This window comes from Jannaschia donghaensis (assembly GCF_001403795.1).
GTDB lineage: Bacteria > Pseudomonadota > Alphaproteobacteria > Rhodobacterales > Rhodobacteraceae > Jannaschia > Jannaschia donghaensis.
Window position 1 is genome coordinate 60,202 of record NZ_CXSU01000012.1, and the last position, 20,655, is coordinate 80,856.

Sequence of the window (20,655 nt, forward strand, 5' to 3'; positions counted from 1 at the left end):
GATTTAGGGCATCTTGCGGTCGGTCAAGGCGTTGACGTGGCGACGGCTTCAGAACCGCCGGCCAATCCCGACCTCGGCGCTGCCGCTGAGGGTGAAACCGGTCGCGGGGCGCTCCTCGACGTCCGACGGAGGAACGGGCGCGCCGTCGACGCCGCAGGCAGCGAGGAGGAGGACGAAGGGCAAGATGCGGATCATGCGAGACTCTCTTTCCAGCGGGCGACCTGTGCCCGGACATTTTCGGGCGCGGTCCCGCCATAGGACGTGCGCGACGCCACTGAATTATGCACGCCCAGCACGTCGAAGACACCCGCAGTGATCTTGTCGTTCACCGATTGCATCTGATCGAGCGTCAGATCGGGCAGGTCGATGCCCGCATCTTCGGCCATCTTGACCAGTGCCCCGGTGGCGTGATGTGCATCGCGGAACGGCAGCCCCGCCTCTCTCACAAGCCAATCGGCAAGGTCGGTCGCGGTGGAGAAGCCGGAGGAGGCCGCGGCCTCCAAGTTGTCCTTCTGGCCCATCATGTCGCCGACCATCCCGGTCATGGCGGCCAGCGCCAGCATCAGGGAGTCGGCGGCGTCGAAGACCTGTTCCTTATCTTCCTGCATGTCCTTGGAATAGGTCAGCGGCAGACCCTTCATCACCATGAGCAGCGCCGTCTGCGCCCCGAAAATGCGCCCAATCTTGGCGCGCAACAGCTCGGCGGCGTCAGGATTACGCTTTTGCGGCATGATGGATGAGCCGGTGGACCAGCGGTCCGACAAGCGGACGAAGCGGAACTGAGCCGACGACCAGATCACCAACTCCTCGGCCAGACGCGACAGGTGCATGGCGCAGATCGAACTGGCCGACAGGAACTCCAGCGCGAAATCCCGGTCCGCGACCGCGTCGAGCGAATTGGCGGCGGGGCGATCGAAGCGAAGGGCGGCGGCCGTCATGTCCCGGTCGATGGGAAACGACGTGCCGGCAAGGGCCGCGGTGCCCAAGGGACATTCGTTCATGCGTTTGCGTGCATCCTCGAAGCGCGACAGGTCGCGGCCGAACATCTCCACGTAGGCCAGCATGTGATGGCCCCAGGTCACGGGCTGTGCCGTCTGCAGATGGGTGAAGCCGGGCATGACCCAATCGGCCCCACTCTCGGCCTGCGCGACGAGGGCGCGCATCAGGCGGGGCAGCGCGTCGATGGCGGCGTCGCATTGATCGCGCACCCACATGCGGAAATCCAGCGCGACCTGATCGTTGCGCGACCGCGCGGTGTGCAGGCGACCCGCGGCGGGGCCGACGATCTCCGTCAGGCGGGCCTCCACATTCATGTGGATGTCTTCCAGCGCGGTCGAAAAATTGAACGTCCCGCCTTCGATTTCTGACAACACCGTGAGAAGGCCTTCCCGGATCGCCTTTGCATCCGTATCGGTGATGATACCCTGCGCGGCCAGCATCGCGGCATGGGCCCGGCTGCCTTCGATGTCCTGCGGGGCCATGCGACGGTCGTATCCGATCGAGGCGTTGATCGCCTCCATGATCGCATCCGGGCCTTCCGCGAACCGGCCGCCCCACATCTTGTTCGAGCTGAAATCGGACGACGTCGACATGGAGTGCCTCTTGCTGCGGAACCTTACCGGGCTGCTATACGGCCTGACCCTCGCCCTCGCCACCCCCGCGCTGGCGGAGATCGACGCAGACCTTCTGACTGGCGACATGTCGAAGCTCGAGATTTTGGAGCCCCATGCCCCCGCGATCACCGCGTTCGTCGACGCCGACGGAGAGATCGGGGATCTGTCGATGTATCACGGTCAGGTCGTCGTCCTGAATTTCTGGGCCACCTGGTGCGCGCCCTGCCGGGAGGAAATGCCGTCGCTGCAGGCATTGCAGGACCTGATGGGCGGAAGCGACCTGGAGGTGGTGACGATGGCCTTCGGACGCCACAACCCCATGGCGATGAAGAAATTTTGGTCCGAGACGGGCGTGACGTCGCTGCCGCTGCACGTCGATCCCGCGTCCGAAATGGCGCGCGGCATGGGGGTGCGGGGGTTGCCGCATACTTTCGTTCTGGACCGACAGGGCCGCATCGTGGCGCAGCTGATCGGGACGGCCGACTGGGCCGCGCCCGAGATGTTGAAAGTGATGGAGGCCTATCTGGCGGAGTAATGCCGCACCGCGGCGCTTGCAGTCGGGGAGGACACATTGTAGCGCGGTCATACCGTATTCACGCAAGATTATGTCCCGGAGATATCCATGAGCTTCCGCCTGCAGCCCGCCCCCGTCGCCCGCCCGAACCGGTGCCAGCTGTTCGGGCCCGGCTCGAACACCAAGTTGTTCGCGAAGATGGCGGCATCGGCGGCGGATGTCATCAATCTGGATCTGGAAGACTCGGTCGCCCCTTCGGACAAGGAGTCGGCCCGCGCCAACGTGATCGAGGCCATCGGCGCGCATGATTGGGGCACCAAGGTGCTGTCAGTGCGTATCAACGGGCTCGATACCCCGTATTGGTACCGCGACGTCGTTGACCTGTTGGAACAGGCGGGCGACCGGCTGGATCAGATCATGATCCCCAAGGTGGGCTGTGCCGCCGATGTCTATGCGGTCGACGCACTGGTCACGGCGATCGAGACGGCCAAGGGGCGCAGCAAGGCGGTCACCTTCGAGGTCATCATCGAAAGCGCCGCGGGCCTGGCCCACGTCGAGGAGATCGCGGCCAGTTCGCCTCGACTTGCCGCGATGTCGCTCGGGGCTGCGGATTTCGCGGCGTCGATGGGGATGCAGACGACCGGCATCGGCGGCACGCAGGACGATTACTACATGCTGGCCCAGGGCGGCGCACACCACATGGCGGACCCGTGGCACTGGGCGCAGGCGGCGATCGTCGCGGCGTGCCGAACGCATGGAGTCCTGCCGGTCGATGGCCCGTTCGGGGATTTCAGCGACGACGAAGGCTACCGCGCGCAATCGCGACGCTCGGCGGTGCTGGGCATGGTCGGAAAATGGGCGATCCACCCCAAGCAGATCGCGCTTGCCAACGAAGTGTTCACACCTTCCGACGAAAAAGTCGCCGAAGCGCGCGAGATTCTGGCCGCCATGGAAGACGCCAAGGCCGCCGGGGCGGGGGCGACGGTTTACAAGGGGCGTTTGGTGGACATCGCATCGATCAAGCAGGCCGAGGTTGTCGTGCGTCAATCGGAAATGATTGCGGGCAATTGAATCCATCCCCTGCGGTTTTAGCGCCTGCTTAACTTTTGTCCTTCAACAGCGGGTTTGCACGGATGTGGAGGACGCGATGCTGACTGGACCAGTTCTGATCGATTTTTCGGGATCGCTCGCCATTCTTGCGATGTTGTCCGTCGCCTACGGCGGATTGCACCGCGTCTTGCTCGACAAACGCTGGCTCGAACCGATTCTCGGCATTCTTTTCGGCCTCATCGCCTTCGTTCAGATGCACAATCCGGTCGAAGTCTATCCCGGGATGATCATCGATATGCGCAACGTCCCCCTCGTTCTGGCGGGGGCCTTTCTGGGCGGCCGCGGGCTTTTGCCATGCATTGTGATCGCGGCTCTGGCGCGGATCGACATCGGCGGCGTCGGTATGTTGTCGGCCTTGGCCGCAATGACCATCGCAGGCGGCGTCGGACTTCTGTGGCAGGGAGTGACCCGAGGACGCGAACGTGGGGTCATGGCACTGGTCGCGCTGGGCGCGGCGGCGTCGCTCCATTTGATCGGGGCCGTGCTGCTGCCGCTCGACCTGATGATCTGGTTCCTGTTCAATGCGGCTCCGCTTCTCATCGGATTGAACTTCGTCGCCATTCCGATCGTCGGTGCCCTGTTGGAACGTGAACGCAAACAGATCCGACGGGTGGAGACCTTGACGCGGACAGCCGGCTTCACGATCGGCAAAGGTCTGATGGCACCGGAAGCCTTTGAATGGTCGTTGAACCAATCTTCCGCAACGGGATCTCTGCATGGTCCCGCCTCCGCATTCGGGATCCGTATCAGGTTTCAGGGCGCGCTCGCACGGTTCTGGGGCAAGGATGCGGACATTGCAGCGATGAAGATGTTCCATGAACGCCTTGCGGCCGTCATGCCGGCGGGTGGCATCGTCGGATGGGCCCAAGAAGATCTGGTGGTCATGGCGATCCCCAAGGTCGACGCCGAAGGCGCGCGCGATCTTCTCACACAGATCCGCCGGGAGGTGTCGTCCACTTCCATTGCGATGCCGGGCATGACCCCGTTCCGTCTGGTTCTCGATCTCGACGTCAGGCACTATCGACAGCTGCCGACCTTGGAACGGCTGGTCGCCGACCTGTCCCCGGCAGACATCAAGATCGTCGGACAGTCCGGGCCCGTCCTGACCCCCACCCTCGCCCAAGCGCTACGTCGCCGGCGCAGTCCCGTCGTCGCGTCTGCCCCCGCGCGCATGTTCGGACCGCAGAGCGAGCTCTTCTCTACGTTCGACCGGCTGCTCGCCGCGCGCCTCGACGTGTCATGACGGCGGCAAGGTGCTCAGGCGTTTCGGGGCCAAAACCTGGGGGATACGGCATCCCAAACTGACCCGGCACTTCGGTGCGTCGCGGTCTGCGCCCTCATGTTGCATCACGCGCGCGGGACCGCCATATCGGGGGGCAACGGACGCGGGGATATCGCCATGACACAATACCTGGATTTCGAGAAGCCGCTGTCGGAGATTGAAGGCAAGGCCGAGGAGCTTCGCGCGATGGGCCGCGCCGACGCGACCGTCGACGTCGAGAAGGAAGCCACGCAGCTGGACGTCAAGGCCCGCGACATGCTGGCCACGCTCTACAAGGGATTGACCCCTTGGCAAAAAGCGCAGGTCGCCCGCCACGCCGATCGGCCGCATTGCAAGGATTACATCGACGTCTTGTTCACCGACTGGACGCCGCTGGCCGGGGATCGCAACTTCGCCGACGATCACGCGGTGATGGGCGGTCTGGCGCGGTTGGACGGGCGTGCGGTCATGGTGATCGGTCATGAAAAAGGCCACGACACGCGCACTCGGATCGAACGGAATTTCGGCATGGCGCGGCCCGAAGGGTACCGCAAGGCGATCCGCCTGATGGAAATGGCCGATCGGTTCCGCTTGCCGGTCGTCACGCTGATCGACACGCCGGGCGCCTATCCCGGCAAGGGCGCGGAGGAACGGGGCCAATCCGAGGCGATCGCACGGTCGACGCAGGCCTGTCTCCGCCTCGGCGTGCCGCTCGTGTCTTTGATCGTGGGCGAAGGTGGATCGGGCGGGGCCGTCGCCTTCGCTACCGCCAACCGCGTCGCGATGCTGGAGCACTCGATCTATTCCGTCATCTCGCCCGAGGGCTGTGCGTCGATCCTGTGGAAGGACGCCGACAAGATGCGCGAGGCCGCGGAGGCCCTGCGCCTGACGGCCCAGGATCTGCTCAAACTGTCGGTCATCGACCGGATCGTGTCGGAACCGCTGGGCGGGGCCCACCGCGACCGCGCGGCGACCATCGCGTCCGTTGGCAAAGCGTTGTCCGCGATGCTGACCGAGTTCGACGGAAAGTCGGCCGACGACGTGCGGGCCGCGCGGCGCACGAAATTCCTCGGGATGGGGTCCAAGGGCCTCGCCGCCTGACACGGCGCGCGTTCGGACGGCGTCGACACCGGACTGCGGGAGGTCAATCGACCTCGGTTCTGGCCAATCCTTGGAACCGAAGCGCATTGCGCCGTCGGGGTCGGGGCCCGGTCTGACGTGCCGTCTGGCCCCGATACGACCCGGGATCGCTACCGGCGATAGACACCTTCGGGCAGGTTCAGCGCCGTTACCAGATCGTGCAATTGTCCCATCGTCAGCGTGACGTTCACGGGGGTCCCGGTGCGCGGATCGGGTTGCGTCAGGGTCACGCAATCCTCAAAGGCTGACACGACGACATCGTCCGACGGCGCGCGATCCGCCTCCCCTTCGTCGACGAGGGTGATGACGGTCGCGTCGAATTCATGCTCGATCGAGAACACTGGCAAATCTCCGCAAATGGATGGCGAACCGGCGCGACGCGCTGACATCCGATCACGGCGGCCTATATCACGGTAGAGTATCGAACGATTTGGGAATTTCCATGCGATCCATTATTTTTCCTCTCGCCGTCGCGGCCCTTGTTTCGGCTTGTGTGGCCGTTGAACCCGGTCCGGCCACGCCCACGGCCCCCCAGACCTCCGGCGCGGAGCCGGCACGCGTCAGCGGCTCCACCGCCAGCGCGAATTTCGCGACCGCCGTTCGCCGGGTCGAACCGGTGGCCGAGAGTGTTTGTCGCCAGCGCACGACCGGCGTGAACTGTGACTTCAAGATTCAGGTGGACCCAAACAGAAACGCGCCGCCCAACGCCTTCCAGTCGCTGGATCGATCCGGCCGCCCGGTCCTGACCTTCACGCAGGCGCTGATTGCGGACGCGCGCAACGCCGACGAGATTGCCTTCGTGATCGGCCACGAAAGCGCGCATCACATCGAACAGCATATCGCCCGGCAGCGTCAGGCGGCTTCGACCGGCGCGCTGGTCGGTGGGTTGATCGCCAGCGTCGCGGGGGCCAATGCCTCCACAGCGCAGGAAATCAGCCGGATTTCGGCGGGCGTCGGCGCGCGTCGCTTCTCCAAGGATCATGAGTTGGAGGCGGACGCGCTGGGCACGATCATCACCAGCCGCGCGGGCTACAACCCGGTGCGGGGTGCGGCGTTCTTTACGCGCATCCCCGATCCGGGCGACCGTTTCCTGGGCACGCACCCGCCCAACGCCGACCGCATCGACATCGTGCGTCGCACGGCGGCCGGGCTTTGACACGCTTGTGATTGGCGGTGCGGGCGCGGGACTGGCAGGCATCGATCCATGAAGGTCCTTGCCTGCCTGACGGCCGCGATTTTGATGTTGGCTACGCCCGCCGCCGCCTGCACGGGCGTCGATGAATGCACCCTTGGTGACCGCGGGTATCATCTGCGCGAACCCGCAGGCTGGGACGGGGTCAGCCCGCTTCCCGTCCTGCTGCACTTCCACGGCTGGGGCCGGCAGGGTCAGGTCCCGGTTCAAAGCCCGCGCACCGGCGGCGCGGCAGAGGCGGCCGGTGTTCTGTTCGTGGCTCCGAACGGGCTGGGGCGGACCTGGGATTTCAGGCGCAGCGGATCGCCGGACACCGATTTCACGCGTGCGGTGCTGGCCGATGTCGCCGCGCGCTATCCAATCCAAGGACAGCCGCTGATCGTTTCGGGCTACAGCTGGGGCGCGCTGATGGCCGCACGGTTCGCCTGCGACGGCGGCGCGCGGATCGATGCGCTTCTTCTGATCGCAGGGGCCTTTCCGCCGGGCACGCCCTGCGCCGGAACACCCGATCGCGTCAGCCATGTCCATGGCACGACCGACACCGTTCTGGACTTTCCCTATGGTCCCGGCGGCGATCCCACGCAGGCGGTCGCGCTGTGGAAGGATGAGATGGGATGCGGGCCACAGGCGCGGCAGTTCGACTGGAAAAGCGTGCCGTATCTGACGCAGGACCGCCGCGAATGGGATTGCGATGCGGGCCTTCTGACGATGGACATCCACTCGGCCAGCCACCTAATCCCCCGCAACTGGGTCGCGCGGCATCTGCAGGAAATTCTGGATCCGCAGGGATAAGCCCGGGGCCGCGACGGCAGGCTGCGCGGAACGGCACGGATGGTCCGCGCGTTCGTCCACGTCCCATTCAAGAGGAGAACCCGATGCCCAATCGACGCACGATCCTGCTGGGGGGCGCAGCTATTCTGGGGGCCGGCGGTCTGGCCGCATACGGAGTCTTGGGCAACGATACCAAGGCGCAGGGCGAGTTTCCCCTGATGCTGTCGGAAGAGGAATGGCGCGCGCGGTTGAGCGAGGAGGAATTCGCCGTCCTGCGCGAAGGCGCGACGGAGCGGCCGTTTTCAAGCCCCCTGAACGACGAGACGCGGGCGGGGACCTTCGTCTGCGGCGGCTGCACGCAGCCGCTCTATGCCTCCGACACGAAATTCAAGAGCGGGACGGGATGGCCGTCGTTCTGGCAGGCGATCGACCCCGCGAATGTCGGCACCAAGCCGGATCGGTCGCTCATGATCACCCGGACGGAGGTGCATTGCTCCAATTGCGGTGGGCATCTGGGGCATATTTTCGACGATGGGCCCGAACCGACGGGGAAGCGGCACTGCATCAACGGCGCAGCGCTGGATTTCCAGATCGCCTGACGTTGCAGTCAATCCGCCGATCTTTCCCGGTCGGCCAATGTCTGCACCTGCCCTTGGCGGGCCAGATGGATCTCGCGCCAGAGTTTCAGCGTCGGTTTGATCGCGAAGCAGATCGATCCGGCCACGAAAAGCCAGATTGCGATGGTTTCAAGCGCGGGCCAGAAGAATAGGATCGATCCGGTCAGGAACAGCATGGCCGCAAGAAAATCCACGCCCGTGCGCAGCAGCTCGAACCTGGCGTAGGCCCTTTTGGTGGCCTCGGATCGTTGACGGTTCGCGTGGCGGAACAGGGTCATCGCGCGATCTGTCCCCAAAGGTCGTATTCCGACGCCTCGTCCACCTCCACCATGACGATGTCGCCGGGCGACAGCGACTCGTACCCCTGATCGATGAACAGGTTGCCGTCGATTTCGGGCGCATCCGCCTTGGTTCGGCAGGTGGCCCCTTCCGCGTCGACGGTATCGACGATGACCTGTTGCCGGCTTCCGACCTTCGCCGCCAATTTGGCGGCCGAAATGCCCTGCGCCTTCTGCATGAACCGCTCGAACCGGTCTTGCTTGACCTCGTCCGACACATGGTCGGGCAGCGCGTTGGAGCGGGCGCCGGAGACGTTTTCGTATTGGAACGCCCCGACGCGGTCGAGTTGGGCTTCGTCCAGCCAATCCAGCAGGGTCTGAAATTCTGCTTCGGTCTCTCCGGGATAGCCGACGATGAAGGTCGAACGCAGGGTGATGTCGGGACAGATGCCGCGCCATTCCGCGATCCGGTCCAGCGTCTTTTCGGCGTGGGCGGGCCGGGCCATACGGCGCAGGGTGTCGGGATGGGCGTGCTGAAACGGCACGTCGAGGTACGGCAGGATCGCGCCATCGGCCATCAGCGGCACCAGGTCGCGCACGAAAGGATAGGGATAGACGTAGTGCAGGCGGACCCAGGCCCCCAGGGACCCCAGATCACGCGCCAGATTTACGATATGCGTTCCGGCCCCCGCGCGGTCTTTCCAGTCGGTACCGTAAGCGGAGGTGTCCTGGCTGATGACCAGCAATTCTTTCACGCCCGCTTCGACCAGTTTTTCGGCCTCGCGCAGGACGGCCTTGGCGGGGCGGGACGCCAGGCGACCCCGCATATCGGGGATGATGCAGAACTTGCACTTGTGATTGCAGCCCTCGGAGATCTTCAGATAGCTGAAATGCCGCGGTGTCAGCGAAACACCCGACGCGGGCAGCAGGTCGATGAATGGGTCGGGCGACGGCGGGGCGACGGCGTGAACGGCGTCCAGCACCTGTTCGTATTGCTGCGGTCCCGTCACCGCCATGACCTTGGGATGCGCGCCGGTGATGTAATCCGGCTCCGCCCCCAGGCAGCCGGTCACGATGACCTTGCCGTTTTCGCGCAACGCTTCGCCGATGGCGTCCAGGCTTTCGGCCTTGGCGGAATCGAGAAAGCCGCAGGTGTTCACGATCACCGCTTCGGCCCCGGCATAATCGGGCGAAATCGCATATCCTTCGGCCCGCAGGCGGGTCAGAATACGCTCGCTGTCCACCAGGGCCTTGGGGCAGCCCAGCGACACCATGCCGATCTTCGGCTGGCCGGGGCGCGCGTCGACCGGCAGTGTTGCACGGGGGGCGAGGTCGGGGCGGATATCGGGCGGGTTCTGGGACATGAAGGCCACATAAGCCGCACACCGCGACCGGGGAACCCCTTGCGGCGCGCGGCCACCCGATTCATCGTCACATCGGACAGGGAGTTTACGCATGAAGTGGTTGTTTCGCATCCTTGGGGCCGTGGCGGTGGTGGTCGTGCTGGCCGTTGTCGCCCTGATCCTCGTGCCGACCGAACGGGTGGCGGCGCTGGCGTCCGATCGGTTCGCCGACGCCACGGGCCGCGCGCTCACCTTCGACGGGCCGGTCAAGGCGACGCTCTGGCCGCACCTTGGTGTGCGGGCCGAGGCGATCACGGTCGCGAATGCCGACTGGTCGGACGAAGGCCCGATGCTGACGGCGGACACATTGGAGGTGGGGATCGCCCTTGGCGGTCTTCTGGGCGGTGACGTGCGGATCGAAACGCTGCGCGTCGACGGCGCGGCGCTGCTGCTGGAACGCGCGGCCGACGGGCGTGCGAACTGGGAATTCGCCGCCCGGACCGGGGCCAACACGGCCGCCGCGCCGTCGGGGCCGTCCGATGCGGGCAACTTTTCCATCGATAGGGCGGTTCTGAACGGCGCGAAGATCACATGGCTGGACCATGGTGCCGACACCCGCGTCGAATTGCGGGCCGTCGATCTGGAAACGCGGGTCAGGGACCTGGACAGCCCTGTGCGCCTGGCCGGCTCCGCGCTGCTCGACGGGCAGGCGATCAAGCTGGAGATGTCGACCGAGGCGGCACGCCCGCTGCTGGACGGGGCGCTCACCCCCGTGGCCCTGACGTTTACCGCCGGGGAAACTGCGCTGCGGCTGGATGGGCGCGCCGATTTCGACCCGCCGTCGTTTGAAGGGCGATTGGAGGCTACATCGTCGGACAGGTTCCGCGTGGCGCGCATCTTCGACGTCATCGTTCCCGATCTGCCCGACGGGCTTGGCCGATCGAACATCGCCGTAAAGGCGGCCGTTACGCTGGCCCCCGGCAAGACGCTGCACCTGCGCGACATGGTGATCGATCTGGACCGAAACCGGCTGAACGGCGCGCTCGACATCGACCCCAATGGCGAACGGCCGCGGGTCGTCGGCACCCTGTCGGCGCAACGTCTGGATCTGACGTCCCTGTCGCAAAAGGGGCAGGGCGGGGAAACGGCATTGGTGTCCGAAACCGGCTGGGGCCGGGAGGAAATCGACGTCACGGCCCTGTTCGCCCTGGACGGAGAGCTGACCCTGTCGTCCGGGCCGATCACGCTGGGCGACGCCACGCTGGAGGAGGTGCGCGCCCGCGTCGCTTTGGAGAGCGGCCGAATGGTCGCCACGCTGCAACCGCTGCTGGCCTACGGCGGCACGGTGACGGGCGACGTCATCGTCAACGGACGCGGCACCCCGTCCAGCCGCGTCGATCTTCAGCTGTCGGGCCTGCAGATGCTGCCGTTCCTGACGGAATTCGCCGATTTCGACCGCCTTGTCGGACAGGCCGATGTGGCCATCGATGTCCTGGGGTCGGGCACCACGACGCAGGCCCTGATCGACAGCCTGAATGGCACCGCATCGTTCAAGTTCGGGCGCGGAGAACTTCTGGGCCTCGATATCGTCGGTATGGTGCGGGAGATGGACGCCGGCTTCCGCGGCGAGGGGCAGAAGACCGTGTTCGACGGCTTTTCAGGCAGTTTCGCCATCGCCGACGGGGTTGCGCGCAACGAGGATCTGTCGCTGACGGCGCAATATCTGACGGCGCGCGGCGCGGGGCGCATATCGCTGGGGCCGCAAACGATCCGTTACCGCGTGTTGCCGACCGTCCGGCGCGGCGAGGACAGCAGCGGCATCACGGTGCCGATCCTGATCGAAGGACCGTGGTCCGACCCCAGCATTCGTCCCGATCTGGAATACATGGCCCGTCAACGGCTGGAGGGCGAACGCGAGGAGATGGAGGCGAAGGCCCGCGCCGAGGCTGACGCCGCCCGCATCCGCGTCGAGCAGGCCGCCCGCGCCAAACTGGCCGCCGAACTGGACGTCGCCCCCGAGGATCTGCGCGATCGCGGTGCGGTTGAAGATGCCATAAAGGAGCGGGTCGAGGAACAGCTGCTGGACCTGTTGCTCGGCCGGTGACGCCCGCGGCGACACGCTTGCTGGACGGTGCGGGTCGGGCGCGCTATCTGCCGCGTCAACAAAGGAGTCCTCCATGAGCGTCAGCCTCGTCGGAACCGTCGTCAAACCGATCCACCCCGAAGGCCGCAAATTCATCGCGATCTTTGCCGCCGTCACCTTGGTCCTGTGGATCATCTGGGAGCCTTTGGGCATCATCGGCACCGTGCTGACGATCTGGTGCTATTACTTTTTCCGCGATCCCGAACGGACCATCCCGATGGAGGAGGGGCAGATCGTGTCCCCCGCCGACGGAGTGGTATCGTTGATCGAACCCGCCGTGCCGCCCGCCGAGCTTGATCTGGGGGCGGCACCGCTGATGCGGGTGTCGGTCTTCATGTCCGTCTTTGACTGCCACGTAAACCGCGCGCCTGTCGCCGGTGAGGTGACATCCGTCGCCTATCGCCCCGGCAAATTTCTCAGCGCCGAGGTCGACAAGGCCTCCGAGGAGAACGAGCGCAATGGCATCGTCCTGACCATGTCCGACGGCACCCGGCTGGGCGTCGTGCAGATCGCCGGCCTCGTGGCGCGGCGCATTCTGTGCGAAGTCGATCAGGGCGCGATGCTGGAGCGGGGTGACCGCTTCGGGTTGATCCGCTTCGGGTCCCGGCTGGACGTCTATCTGCCCGAAGGCACCGCCCCGCGCGTGTCGGTCGGTCAGACCATGACTTCGGGCGAGAGCATCCTGGCCGTGCTGGGCGACGACCGCCCGGCGACCGCGCGGGTCGAGTAAATGACCAAGGACGCACGCGAGGGCCGACTGCCGGTCGTCACGCTGGTGCCGAACCTCGTCACCATGCTGGGGCTGTGCTTCGGGCTGACCTCGATCCGGTTTACCTTCACCGAGCAGTTTCAGCTGGCTGCCGGGCTTCTGATCCTGGCGGCGTTGGTCGACGGGCTGGACGGGCTGCTGGCGCGGCGGCTGAATGCGGCGTCGCCGTTTGGGGCCGAACTCGACTCCCTGTCGGATTTCGTCTGCTTCGGCGTGGCCCCCGCGCTGCTTGTCTATAACTTCGGGCTGGAGGGATTGGCCGGGATGGGCTGGCTTGCCGCGCTCTTCTTCGCGATCTGCTGCTGCCTGCGGCTGGCGCGGTTCAACGTGGCCGCCAAGGACGAGACATCGGCCAGCGGCAAGAGCTTTACCGGCGTGCCGGCCCCGGCGGGCGCGATGCTGGGCATCTTTCCGGTCACGCTGTGGCTTTCGGGTCTGGTCGATCCGCGCGAGGCGCAGATCCTGATCGCGATCTGGATGCTGGCCGTGGGCGGCATGATGATCGCGCGGTTCAATACCGTGTCGCTCAAGGCGATGAAGGTCAGCCGGGACAACGCCGTCTATGTGCTGCTGGCGGCGGCGGTCATCATCGGGATGATGCTGACCCGGATCTGGACGTTCCATGTTTGCGCGACAGTGATCTACCTCAGCTTGTTGGCCTGGGGCGTGTTTAGCAAGCGGACATGAAAAAGGCCCGTCGCGGGACGGGCCTTCCGATCTTCGATGCAAGTCTGACTTTACCGCTTGCGATCGCGGCGTGACGACATCGGCTGGAACGCGACCGACACATGCGCCTCGCAATAGGGCTTGCCCGCCTGCACACCCAATCCGCAGAACCAGAACTTCTCGGTCGCGGGGTCGCCGATGGGCCATTTGCAGGTCCGCTCGGTCAATTCCATCAGGCTGATCTTCTTGGCCGTTCTTTCGACCGCGTTGACCTTGGCCAGCGCCTCGGGCGATATTTCGTTGGCCGACGGCTGCGGCGGCAGGGGCTGACCGGCCATCAACGGCTTGCGCAGGGCGGTGATATTGTTGCCCGTCCGCGGCGGCACGGCCGCCATGGTGCGCGGCTCGTCGTCATCATCGTCTTCCACGACGGCGGGGGGCTCGGTCGTCTCCTCGGGCGTCTTGGCCTTGGGTTCGGGTTTTGCCTTGGGCTTCGCGGCCTTGGGCGCGGGGGCTGGCTTGGCATCGGCGACGGCGGGCTTATCGTCCGTGTTGCGGTTCGACAGGCCCAGGCGATGCACCTTGCCGATGACCGCATTGCGCGTCACGCCGCCAAGTTCCTTGGCGATCTGCGAAGCCGACGCACCGTCGCCCCACATCTTCTTGAGCGTCTCGACGCGATCGTCGGTCCAGGCCATGTGAATTCTCCTAACTGCTCGTCTGCCCCGTCGCGGTTGTTCGCTTGCGCACGTCCAGAAGGGGGTGGCGACGCCGGAGGAAGTGCTATTGTAAGCATCCCACGCGCCCGTCACAAGCGGTCGCCACCACAGAGAGGTCAGGATGACACATATCGCGGACACACCGGCAGACGTGCAGCAGGGCGTGCGCCGGTTCGGGCTGGTGAATTGGCTGGGCATGTGGACGCTGGTGCAGCGCGAAGTGCGCCGCTTCGCCTCCGTCTGGACGCAGACCCTGCTGGCCCCGCTGATCACCGCGGGGTTGTTCCTGCTGGTCTTCACGCTGGCCGTCGGGTCCAAGCGCGGCGACGTCATGGGCCTGCCGTTCATTCATTTCCTGGCCCCCGGCATCCTGATGATGACCGTCATCCAGAACAGTTTCGCCAACGTGTCGTCGTCCATCGTCATCTCCAAGGTGCAGGGCAACATCGTCGACACCCTGATGCCGCCGCTGTCGGCGACGGAGCTTCTGGTCGGATACCTGGCCGGGGGCGTCGTGCGCGGTATCGTCGTCGCGGTCGCCATTGCGCTGCTGATGTTCCCGCTGATCGGGCTGGGCGTGCAGAACCCGCTCATGGCCCTTGTCTGGGTCGTTCTGGGGGGCGCGTTTCTGGGATCGCTGGGCGTGATCGCGGGCGTTTTCGCCAACAAGTTCGACCAGATGGCGGCGATCACCAATTTCATCGTCACGCCGCTCAGCTTTCTGTCGGGCACCTTCTATTCCATCGAAGGGCTGCCGCCGGTGATGCAGGCGCTCAGCCATGCGAACCCGGTGTTCTATCTGATCGACGGCCTGCGCTCGGCGGTGCTGGGCGTCTCCGACAGCTCTCCGGTCCTTGGCCTCCTCGTCGTTTCCGGGTCCACGCTGGCGGTCTGCACGCTGGCGTGGTGGATGTTCCGCACCGGCTACCGCCTGAAATCGTGATCCGCGCCGCGCTTGTCCTGCTGCTTTGCGCGGGGGCGGTGCAGGCGCAGGATGCGGTGTCCCTGCGGGACGCGGCGGACGACCTTGCCGCCATCGCCCCCGGCGCGGTCATCGGTGTCTGGACGCCCGACGCACAGCAGACGGGGTTCGCGGGCCTGCACTACGCCGACGGCCCGCCCCTGGACGGGACGGAGGCGTTTCACATCGGATCGTTGACCAAGGCGATGACCGCGACACTTGCCGGACGTCTGGTCGATCGCGACCTGATCGGATGGGACACGACCATCGGTGACCTGTTGGAGGCTGACAAGGCCTGGCACGATGTCACCTTGGCCGACCTGCTGACCCACCGGTCGGGCATGGCGGCCAACATCCCGCGCCTTCGCGCCATCCTTCGCCCCACACGGCCCGCTTATGTCGCCCACATGCTGGGCCGACCGCCGGAGGGACCGCGTGGCGATTTTCTGTATTCGAACGCGGGCTACGTCGTCGCCGGTGCCATGCTGGAGGCGGCGGGCGGAATGCCGTGGGAGGAGTTGATCCAGGCCGAGGTGTTCGGGCCGCTGGGCATGACGGGGGCTGGCTTCGGTCCGCCGAACGCGGTGTTCGGGCACACAACCGCTGGCAATCCGGTGCCGCCCGGGCCGCGTGCCGACAACCTGCCCGCGATGGGACCGGCCGGAACACTCCACGCGACCGCGACCGATATGCTTGCCTTTCTGGCGGCCCATGCGACCCGCACGCCGGACTACCTTCCGCCGGGCATCTGGGACAGGCTTCATACGCCGGTCGGCGATTACGCGATGGGCTGGGGCCTGCGCGACGGGGCGTTGGTTCACGCCGGGTCGAACACGTTGTGGTTCGCGCGCGTCCAAGTCGTGCCGGACCGCGCCGTCTTCGTCGCCATCAATCAGGCCGGCGCGGCGGCAGAGGCTGGAACGGCGCTGGCGCTGACGCGGCTTGCCGCAAGCGACCTTCCCGCCACGCCAGAAGACCCGCCCCCGCAATGACCAGCGACGCGCCCACCGAGCCGATCGCGTTGGGGATCACCCCGAAGATCGCCGCGTCGTAAACGCCAGCGAAAACCAGTGTCATATAGACGAAAGGCGACACGAAGCTGGCATCGGCCCGCGCCATCGCATTGACGAAACAGAACTGCGCACAGGCCATCAAGCTGCCAAGCGCCACCATCGCGCCCCATTGCGCCGGGGTCGGCGTCTGCCACGTCGCGGCGGCCCCGACGGCGGCAAAGGCCAACCCGAAACAATTGTTCACGAACAGCAGTTGCAGCGGGCGCTCCCGTCCCGAAAGACGTTTGATCAGAATGACCTCCACGCCGTAGGCCAAGGCCGCCCCCAACGCGAAAAGGGCCCCCACCTCGACCGTGCCCTCGCCGGGCCGCGTCAGCACCAGCGCGCCGATCAACGCGATGCCCGCCGCCAGCCATCGCCAGCGTCCTACACGCTCTCCGAGGAGGGGAATGGCCAGCATCATCGCGAAAACAGGGTTGAGAAAGCTGATCGCCGTCGCATCGCTGAGGGGGATGGCGGCGGCGGCGGCGAACATCAGCGTTACCCCAGTGAAGCCGAACGCCGAGCGCAGCGCGTGGGTGCGCAGATCGGGCGGCGTAAAGCGGGGACGCACCGCCGCAAGACAAGCCGTGATGGCCAGCCATGCGAACAGGAACCGGCCGAACGTCACCATGAAAGGCGGCAATCCCGGTCCAAGCGCATCCGTCCCCAACGCCTTCGCCAACAGCATCGTCGCCGCGATGAAAAGCGTCGCAACCAGCATGAACGCCACCGCCATGCCGGGTCGCTGCGCGGCGGCGGGGGCTGGGGTCAAAGATCCAGGCACCACCGCATGATCGCCTTCTGCGCGTGCAGGCGGTTTTCGGCCTCGTCGAAGACGACCGACCGAGGTCCGTCCAGAACGGCGTCGGTGATCTCCTCGCCGCGGTGGGCGGGCAGGCAGTGCATGACCAGCGCGTCGTCGGGGGCCGCCTCGATCAGGCGTTCGTTCACCTGATACGGACGCAGCAGGTTGTGGCGCCGCTGGCGGGAGCTTTCGGCATCCCCCATGCTGACCCAGGTGTCGGTCACGATCAGGTCGGCGTCCGATACCGCCTTGGCCGGATCCCGCTCTACCCGCACATCGCAACCCGCCTTGCGCGCGGCCCCCATCAGCGCATCGCTGGGGTCCAGCTGCGACGGACCGGAAAAGGTAAAGTCGAAGCCGAAGCTGGCGGCGGCATGCAGGAAGCTTTGCGCGACATTGTTGCCGTCGCCCATCCACGCCACCCGCTTGCCGCGGATGGGGCCGCGATGTTCCTCGAACGTCATGACGTCGGCCATGATCTGACAGGGATGACTGTTGTCGGTCAGGCCATTGATGACCGGCACCGACGCATGATCCGCCATTTCGTTCAGGATATCCTCTCCGAAGGTGCGGATCATGATCAGATCGACATAGCGCGACAGCACGCGGGCCGTGTCGGCGATGGTCTCGCCATGGCCCAGCTGCATCTCGGCACCCGACAGCACCATGGACGTGCCGCCCATCTGACGCACGCCGACGTCGAAGCTGACCCTGGTCCGCGTCGAGGGTTTCTCGAAGATCAGCGCGACGATGCGGCCCGCCAGCGGCAAGTCGTCGTCCGGCGTGCCCTTGGGGCGATCGCCGCGCGCGCCCTTCATGGCATTCGCGCTGTCGAGGATCGCGCGCAGTTGATCTGGGGCGGTGGTGTGAATGTCGAGGAAGTTGGTCATGGAAAAACTCCGGGTGGAGAGCGCGGGGGGAATCTGCCCGCCCGACCTCCAAGAATGTTCAGAAGGCGAAGGCGATCAGGCCGGGACCAGCGACGCCGCCGCGCGGTCGAGGCGGCGGAGCGCCTCTCGGATATCGTCGTCCGAAATATTGAGCGCAGGCAGCAGGCGCACCGTGTTGTCGGCCGCCGGCACGATGCAGGTATCCTGGCCATAGGCGGCCTGCACGACGTCCCCGGCGGGCACCTTGCACTTCAGACCCAGCATCAACCCCGATCCGCGCACCAGGTCGAACACATCCGGATGCGCGGCGACCAAACCCTCCAGACCCTGACGGAACAGGCCGGCCTTGCGCCGCACCTCCGACAGGAAATCCTCGGTCGCGACGATGTCCATCACGGCGTTGCCCACCGCGCAGGCCAGCGGGTTGCCCCCATAGGTGGAGCCGTGGTTGCCGGGCTTCATGCCGGACGCCGCGCGTTCGGTCGACAGCAACGCGCCCAGCGGGAAGCCCCCGCCGATGCCCTTGGCGACCATCATGATGTCGGGCGTCACCCCCGCCCATTCATGCGCGAAAAGCTTGCCCGTCCGGCCCATGCCGCATTGCACTTCGTCCAGGATCATCAGCGCGCCGGTGTCGTCGCACAGATCGCGCAGACCCTTGAGGCATTGATCCGGCACCGGCACGATGCCGCCTTCGCCCTGCACCGGCTCCAGAATGACGGCGGCCACGTCAGGGGCCTTCATCGCCTGCGCCAGGGCGTCGTGATCGCCGAAGGGCAGATGGCGGAAACCGGGCAGCACGGGGCCGAAGCCGCCGATCATCTTCTCGGATCCGGCCGCGGCAATACCGGCGGAGGAGCGTCCGTGGAACGACCCCGTGAAAGCCAGGATCACATGACGCTCGGGTTGGCCCTTTTCGTGCCAGTACTTGCGCGCCATCTTGACGGCCAATTCGCAGGTCTCGGTGCCCGAGTTGGCAAAGAAGACCGTGTCGGCAAAGGTCTGTTCGACCAACTTCTCGGCCAGCGCCTCCTGCTGAGGGACGTGGTAGAGGTTGGAGGTGTGCCACAGCTGCCCCGCCTGCGCCGTCAGCGCCGCGGTCAGCGCGGGATGGGCGTGGCCCAGCACGTTCACCGCGATGCCGCCGCCCAGATCCAGAAAACGTCGCCCGTCCGCTTCCACCAGCCAAGAGCCCTCGCCCGAGACGAAGCTCAGGGGCGCACGGTTGTAGATGGGAAGGACGGCGGGGATCATGGCCTTTTCCTTGGGTTAGATTGCGGAAGTCCGAGGCGTGACGGAATTCCGCGATCCTGTCAATTCGGCGTGGGGCTGGCTTGATCACGCGGCCTTCACGCCCTTGTCACGTGACCGGTCGCGGTACTGGTGCTTCAAGGGTGCGACATTCTTGCATTCCGGAGAGCCCCATGCACCGTCAGATCATCGCCGCCAGCGCGACCCTTGCCGCGACCCTCACCCTTGCGATGCCCGCCGCGGCGCAGGACACCTGCGCCATCGCCGAGGACCGGTTCGACATGGAGGAGGCCGCGGTCATCGCGCTCTACGATTGCATGTCGGAGCGGATGGTGACGGGGTACACCAAGGCCGGACACGAGATTGCGGGCCAGTACCGCGATTGGCAGGTCACCTCGACCCGCCCCGCAGTCGCCGGGCCGCACCAGAACCGTTTTCTCCAGACCTTCGTCAACGACATCGCCGCCGGACAATACCTGAAATTCGAGGAAGACATCACCATGCCCGTCGGCTCGATCCTCGCCAAGGAAAGCATCGGCGGCAAGGACGGCGTGGCGCGCGTCGGGCCCCTGTTCATCATGGAAAAGGTCGCCGATGCGCCCGAATACGGCAACTGGGTCTATTCGGGCGTTCAGCCCAACGGCAAAGAGTTGAAGATCAGCCAGAAATTCTGCCACGACTGCCACGGCGGCTACGATTATCAGGACAGCATGGGTTATCCGCTGGAAGAGGTGCGCCTGACGGCGAACTGATCGGTCCACCGCCCGGGGTCAGGGCGCATTTTGTGGTCCGGCGGTGCACGCCCACGTCTCGACAAGGGCGGCTCCGCCGGGCAGGTAAGGTGCATGTGGCCCCGAACCCGCGCCCTTTCCGTTCATCTTCTGACCGCCACCGGCGCGGTCTTTGCCATGTTCGCGCTTCTGGCGGCGGTGGAGACGGCATGGTCGTGGATGTTCCTGTGGTTGCTGGCCGCGCTTTTCGTCGACGGCATCGACGGCCCGCTGGCCCGCAAGTACGAAGTGACGCTGCACGCCGCGCGCTTTGACGGGGTGCTTCTGGATCTGATCATCGACTATCTGACGTATGTCTTCATCCCGGTCTATGCGCTCTATGCCTCGGGGTTGGTGCCTGGTTGGGCGGGGTGGGGCATTCTCACGGTCGTGCCCTTCGCCTCCGCGCTTTATTTCTGTGACACCCGTATGAAGACCGAGGACGCCAGTTTCGAGGGGTTTCCCGGCTGCTGGAACATGGTGGCCCTTACCGTCTTCATCCTGGAGCCGAACCCCTGGCTCACGCTGGTCGCGGCGATCCTGCTGTCGATTGCGATGTTCCTGCCGCTGCGCTTCGTGCATCCCGTCCGGACGCCGCAATGGCGCCCCGTGACGCTGGCGGTGACGACGCTCTGGATGGCGCTGGCCTTCACGGCCGCCTGGGGGGAATTCGGACTGGGACGACCTCTTGGCTGGGTCTTTGCAGCGGCGACGGTCTATCTTTTGTTGGCCGGCCTCGTGCAGCAGGCTTTCGCCCGTCTTGCCGTGGCGCGCGCCTAGACCTGCA

General features: G+C 65.8%; 23 protein-coding genes. 14 read left to right on the top strand and 9 right to left on the bottom strand.

The genetic code is table 11. The features are described 5' to 3' along the window. Positions 1–48: 48 nt before the first annotated feature. On the bottom strand, positions 49–195 hold the full coding sequence (locus JDO7802_RS17965; protein WP_144430585.1) for an argininosuccinate lyase: 147 nt from the start codon (positions 193–195) through the stop codon (positions 49–51). Beyond that, a complete protein-coding gene (gene argH, locus JDO7802_RS09420) occupies positions 192–1,592 on the bottom strand; it encodes an argininosuccinate lyase (RefSeq protein ID WP_055084973.1) in 1,401 nt (466 codons plus the stop codon). The genes JDO7802_RS17965 and argH overlap by 4 nt, the downstream gene beginning before the upstream one ends. Here argH and JDO7802_RS09425 point away from each other — a divergent pair. The 4 genes from JDO7802_RS09425 (at position 1,591) to JDO7802_RS09440 (ending at position 5,599) form a co-directional block, all read left to right on the top strand. Continuing rightward, the gene (locus tag JDO7802_RS09425; RefSeq protein ID WP_245624162.1) at positions 1,591–2,148 is read left to right on the top strand and encodes a TlpA family protein disulfide reductase; all 558 of its coding nucleotides are present in this window, start codon (positions 1,591–1,593) and stop codon (positions 2,146–2,148) included. The two genes, argH and JDO7802_RS09425, sit on opposite strands and share 2 nt — an antisense overlap. 87 nt (positions 2,149–2,235) lie before the next feature. Next, positions 2,236–3,198, top strand: a complete 963-nt coding sequence (locus JDO7802_RS09430) for an L-malyl-CoA/beta-methylmalyl-CoA lyase (protein WP_055084975.1) — start codon at positions 2,236–2,238, stop codon at positions 3,196–3,198. Positions 3,199–3,274: 76 nt separating this feature from the next. Beyond that, entirely contained in the window at positions 3,275–4,480 is a 1,206-nt protein-coding gene (locus JDO7802_RS09435; protein ID WP_055084977.1) for a LytS/YhcK type 5TM receptor domain-containing protein, read from the top strand. A 156-nt stretch (positions 4,481–4,636) separates the two neighbouring features. Beyond that, positions 4,637–5,599, top strand: coding sequence for an acetyl-CoA carboxylase carboxyltransferase subunit alpha (locus JDO7802_RS09440; RefSeq protein ID WP_055087185.1), 963 nt, complete (start codon positions 4,637–4,639; stop codon positions 5,597–5,599). Between the two features lie 149 nt (positions 5,600–5,748). Here JDO7802_RS09440 and JDO7802_RS09445 read toward each other — a convergent pair whose 3' ends face one another. Continuing rightward, the gene (locus JDO7802_RS09445) at positions 5,749–5,979 is read right to left on the bottom strand and encodes a DUF8831 family protein (protein ID WP_055084979.1); all 231 of its coding nucleotides are present in this window, start codon (positions 5,977–5,979) and stop codon (positions 5,749–5,751) included. A gap of 101 nt (positions 5,980–6,080) precedes the next feature. Between JDO7802_RS09445 and JDO7802_RS09450 the strand changes: the two genes are divergently transcribed. The 3 genes from JDO7802_RS09450 (at position 6,081) to msrB (ending at position 8,200) form a co-directional block, all read left to right on the top strand. Further along, positions 6,081–6,794: a M48 family metallopeptidase gene (locus JDO7802_RS09450; RefSeq protein ID WP_055087186.1), complete on the top strand. Its 714-nt coding sequence runs from the start codon at positions 6,081–6,083 to the stop codon at positions 6,792–6,794. A 48-nt stretch (positions 6,795–6,842) separates the two neighbouring features. Further along, complete coding sequence (locus JDO7802_RS09455) at positions 6,843–7,622, top strand: CE1 family esterase (RefSeq protein ID WP_055084981.1); 780 nt, start codon at positions 6,843–6,845, stop codon at positions 7,620–7,622. An 83-nt stretch (positions 7,623–7,705) separates the two neighbouring features. After that, a complete protein-coding gene (msrB, locus tag JDO7802_RS09460) occupies positions 7,706–8,200 on the top strand; it encodes a peptide-methionine (R)-S-oxide reductase MsrB (protein ID WP_055084982.1) in 495 nt (164 codons plus the stop codon). Positions 8,201–8,208: 8 nt separating this feature from the next. On the opposite strand, the gene JDO7802_RS09465 is transcribed toward msrB, so the two are convergent. After that, positions 8,209–8,496, bottom strand: a complete 288-nt coding sequence (locus tag JDO7802_RS09465) for a YrhK family protein (RefSeq protein ID WP_055084984.1) — start codon at positions 8,494–8,496, stop codon at positions 8,209–8,211. Further along, positions 8,493–9,860: a 30S ribosomal protein S12 methylthiotransferase RimO gene (gene rimO, locus JDO7802_RS09470; protein ID WP_055087187.1), complete on the bottom strand. Its 1,368-nt coding sequence runs from the start codon at positions 9,858–9,860 to the stop codon at positions 8,493–8,495. Before rimO ends, JDO7802_RS09465 begins: the two co-directional genes overlap by 4 nt. Positions 9,861–9,951: 91 nt before the next feature. Between rimO and JDO7802_RS09475 the strand changes: the two genes are divergently transcribed. From JDO7802_RS09475 to pssA, 3 genes are all read left to right on the top strand, one after another. Then, a complete protein-coding gene (locus JDO7802_RS09475) occupies positions 9,952–11,943 on the top strand; it encodes an AsmA family protein (RefSeq protein ID WP_055084986.1) in 1,992 nt (663 codons plus the stop codon). Between the two features lie 73 nt (positions 11,944–12,016). Next, a complete protein-coding gene (locus tag JDO7802_RS09480) occupies positions 12,017–12,712 on the top strand; it encodes a phosphatidylserine decarboxylase (protein WP_055084988.1) in 696 nt (231 codons plus the stop codon). Continuing rightward, a complete protein-coding gene (pssA, locus tag JDO7802_RS09485; protein ID WP_055084990.1) occupies positions 12,713–13,438 on the top strand; it encodes a CDP-diacylglycerol--serine O-phosphatidyltransferase in 726 nt (241 codons plus the stop codon). It abuts the gene before it with no gap. 50 nt (positions 13,439–13,488) lie between these two features. On the opposite strand, the gene JDO7802_RS09490 is transcribed toward pssA, so the two are convergent. Continuing rightward, positions 13,489–14,115 carry a GcrA family cell cycle regulator gene (locus JDO7802_RS09490; RefSeq protein WP_055084992.1) on the bottom strand — a complete coding sequence of 209 codons (627 nt, stop codon included), beginning with the start codon at positions 14,113–14,115 and terminating at the stop codon, positions 13,489–13,491. Positions 14,116–14,257: 142 nt separating this feature from the next. Here JDO7802_RS09490 and JDO7802_RS09495 point away from each other — a divergent pair, with 142 nt between their 5' ends. Both JDO7802_RS09495 and JDO7802_RS09500 read left to right on the top strand, forming a co-directional pair. Continuing rightward, the gene (locus tag JDO7802_RS09495) at positions 14,258–15,079 is read left to right on the top strand and encodes an ABC transporter permease (protein ID WP_055084994.1); all 822 of its coding nucleotides are present in this window, start codon (positions 14,258–14,260) and stop codon (positions 15,077–15,079) included. Continuing rightward, positions 15,076–16,089 (top strand): serine hydrolase domain-containing protein, encoded by a 1,014-nt coding sequence (locus JDO7802_RS09500; RefSeq protein ID WP_055084995.1) that lies wholly within the window; start codon positions 15,076–15,078, stop codon positions 16,087–16,089. Before JDO7802_RS09495 ends, JDO7802_RS09500 begins: the two co-directional genes overlap by 4 nt. Here JDO7802_RS09500 and JDO7802_RS09505 read toward each other — a convergent pair. The 3 genes from JDO7802_RS09505 to JDO7802_RS09515 all read right to left on the bottom strand — a co-directional run bounded on the left by JDO7802_RS09505 (position 15,986) and on the right by JDO7802_RS09515 (position 19,101). Next, positions 15,986–16,888, bottom strand: a complete 903-nt coding sequence (locus tag JDO7802_RS09505) for a DMT family transporter (protein WP_055084998.1) — start codon at positions 16,886–16,888, stop codon at positions 15,986–15,988. The two genes, JDO7802_RS09500 and JDO7802_RS09505, sit on opposite strands and share 104 nt — an antisense overlap. Positions 16,889–16,920: 32 nt before the next feature. Further along, complete coding sequence (gene argF, locus JDO7802_RS09510; RefSeq protein WP_055085000.1) at positions 16,921–17,847, bottom strand: ornithine carbamoyltransferase; 927 nt, start codon at positions 17,845–17,847, stop codon at positions 16,921–16,923. Between the two features lie 75 nt (positions 17,848–17,922). Next, the gene (locus JDO7802_RS09515; protein ID WP_055085002.1) at positions 17,923–19,101 is read right to left on the bottom strand and encodes an aspartate aminotransferase family protein; all 1,179 of its coding nucleotides are present in this window, start codon (positions 19,099–19,101) and stop codon (positions 17,923–17,925) included. 170 nt (positions 19,102–19,271) lie between these two features. Between JDO7802_RS09515 and JDO7802_RS09520 the strand changes: the two genes are divergently transcribed. Then, positions 19,272–19,850: a cytochrome P460 family protein gene (locus tag JDO7802_RS09520; protein ID WP_055085004.1), complete on the top strand. Its 579-nt coding sequence runs from the start codon at positions 19,272–19,274 to the stop codon at positions 19,848–19,850. 93 nt (positions 19,851–19,943) lie between these two features. Beyond that, complete coding sequence (locus JDO7802_RS09525) at positions 19,944–20,648, top strand: CDP-alcohol phosphatidyltransferase family protein (RefSeq protein ID WP_055085006.1); 705 nt, start codon at positions 19,944–19,946, stop codon at positions 20,646–20,648. Positions 20,649–20,655: the final 7 nt, after the last annotated feature.

Excerpts from the sequence above, each read along its gene's own strand:
- JDO7802_RS17965 (WP_144430585.1), bottom strand. The coding sequence starts at position 195 with ATGATCCGCATCTTGCCCTTCGTCCTCCTCCTCGCTGCCTGCGGCGTC.
- JDO7802_RS09425 (WP_245624162.1), top strand. The coding sequence starts at position 1,591 with ATGGAGTGCCTCTTGCTGCGGAACCTTACCGGGCTGCTATACGGCCTG.
- argH (WP_055084973.1), bottom strand. The coding sequence starts at position 1,592 with ATGTCGACGTCGTCCGATTTCAGCTCGAACAAGATGTGGGGCGGCCGG.
- JDO7802_RS09430 (WP_055084975.1), top strand. The coding sequence starts at position 2,236 with ATGAGCTTCCGCCTGCAGCCCGCCCCCGTCGCCCGCCCGAACCGGTGC.
- JDO7802_RS09435 (WP_055084977.1), top strand. The coding sequence starts at position 3,275 with ATGCTGACTGGACCAGTTCTGATCGATTTTTCGGGATCGCTCGCCATT.
- JDO7802_RS09440 (WP_055087185.1), top strand. The coding sequence starts at position 4,637 with ATGACACAATACCTGGATTTCGAGAAGCCGCTGTCGGAGATTGAAGGC.
- JDO7802_RS09450 (WP_055087186.1), top strand. The coding sequence starts at position 6,081 with ATGCGATCCATTATTTTTCCTCTCGCCGTCGCGGCCCTTGTTTCGGCT.
- JDO7802_RS09455 (WP_055084981.1), top strand. The coding sequence starts at position 6,843 with ATGAAGGTCCTTGCCTGCCTGACGGCCGCGATTTTGATGTTGGCTACG.
- msrB (WP_055084982.1), top strand. The coding sequence starts at position 7,706 with ATGCCCAATCGACGCACGATCCTGCTGGGGGGCGCAGCTATTCTGGGG.
- JDO7802_RS09465 (WP_055084984.1), bottom strand. The coding sequence starts at position 8,496 with ATGACCCTGTTCCGCCACGCGAACCGTCAACGATCCGAGGCCACCAAA.
- rimO (WP_055087187.1), bottom strand. The coding sequence starts at position 9,860 with ATGTCCCAGAACCCGCCCGATATCCGCCCCGACCTCGCCCCCCGTGCA.
- JDO7802_RS09475 (WP_055084986.1), top strand. The coding sequence starts at position 9,952 with ATGAAGTGGTTGTTTCGCATCCTTGGGGCCGTGGCGGTGGTGGTCGTG.
- JDO7802_RS09480 (WP_055084988.1), top strand. The coding sequence starts at position 12,017 with ATGAGCGTCAGCCTCGTCGGAACCGTCGTCAAACCGATCCACCCCGAA.
- pssA (WP_055084990.1), top strand. The coding sequence starts at position 12,713 with ATGACCAAGGACGCACGCGAGGGCCGACTGCCGGTCGTCACGCTGGTG.
- JDO7802_RS09490 (WP_055084992.1), bottom strand. The coding sequence starts at position 14,115 with ATGGCCTGGACCGACGATCGCGTCGAGACGCTCAAGAAGATGTGGGGC.
- JDO7802_RS09495 (WP_055084994.1), top strand. The coding sequence starts at position 14,258 with ATGACACATATCGCGGACACACCGGCAGACGTGCAGCAGGGCGTGCGC.
- JDO7802_RS09505 (WP_055084998.1), bottom strand. The coding sequence starts at position 16,888 with ATGGCGGTGGCGTTCATGCTGGTTGCGACGCTTTTCATCGCGGCGACG.
- argF (WP_055085000.1), bottom strand. The coding sequence starts at position 17,847 with ATGACCAACTTCCTCGACATTCACACCACCGCCCCAGATCAACTGCGC.
- JDO7802_RS09515 (WP_055085002.1), bottom strand. The coding sequence starts at position 19,101 with ATGATCCCCGCCGTCCTTCCCATCTACAACCGTGCGCCCCTGAGCTTC.
- JDO7802_RS09520 (WP_055085004.1), top strand. The coding sequence starts at position 19,272 with ATGCACCGTCAGATCATCGCCGCCAGCGCGACCCTTGCCGCGACCCTC.
- JDO7802_RS09525 (WP_055085006.1), top strand. The coding sequence starts at position 19,944 with ATGTGGCCCCGAACCCGCGCCCTTTCCGTTCATCTTCTGACCGCCACC.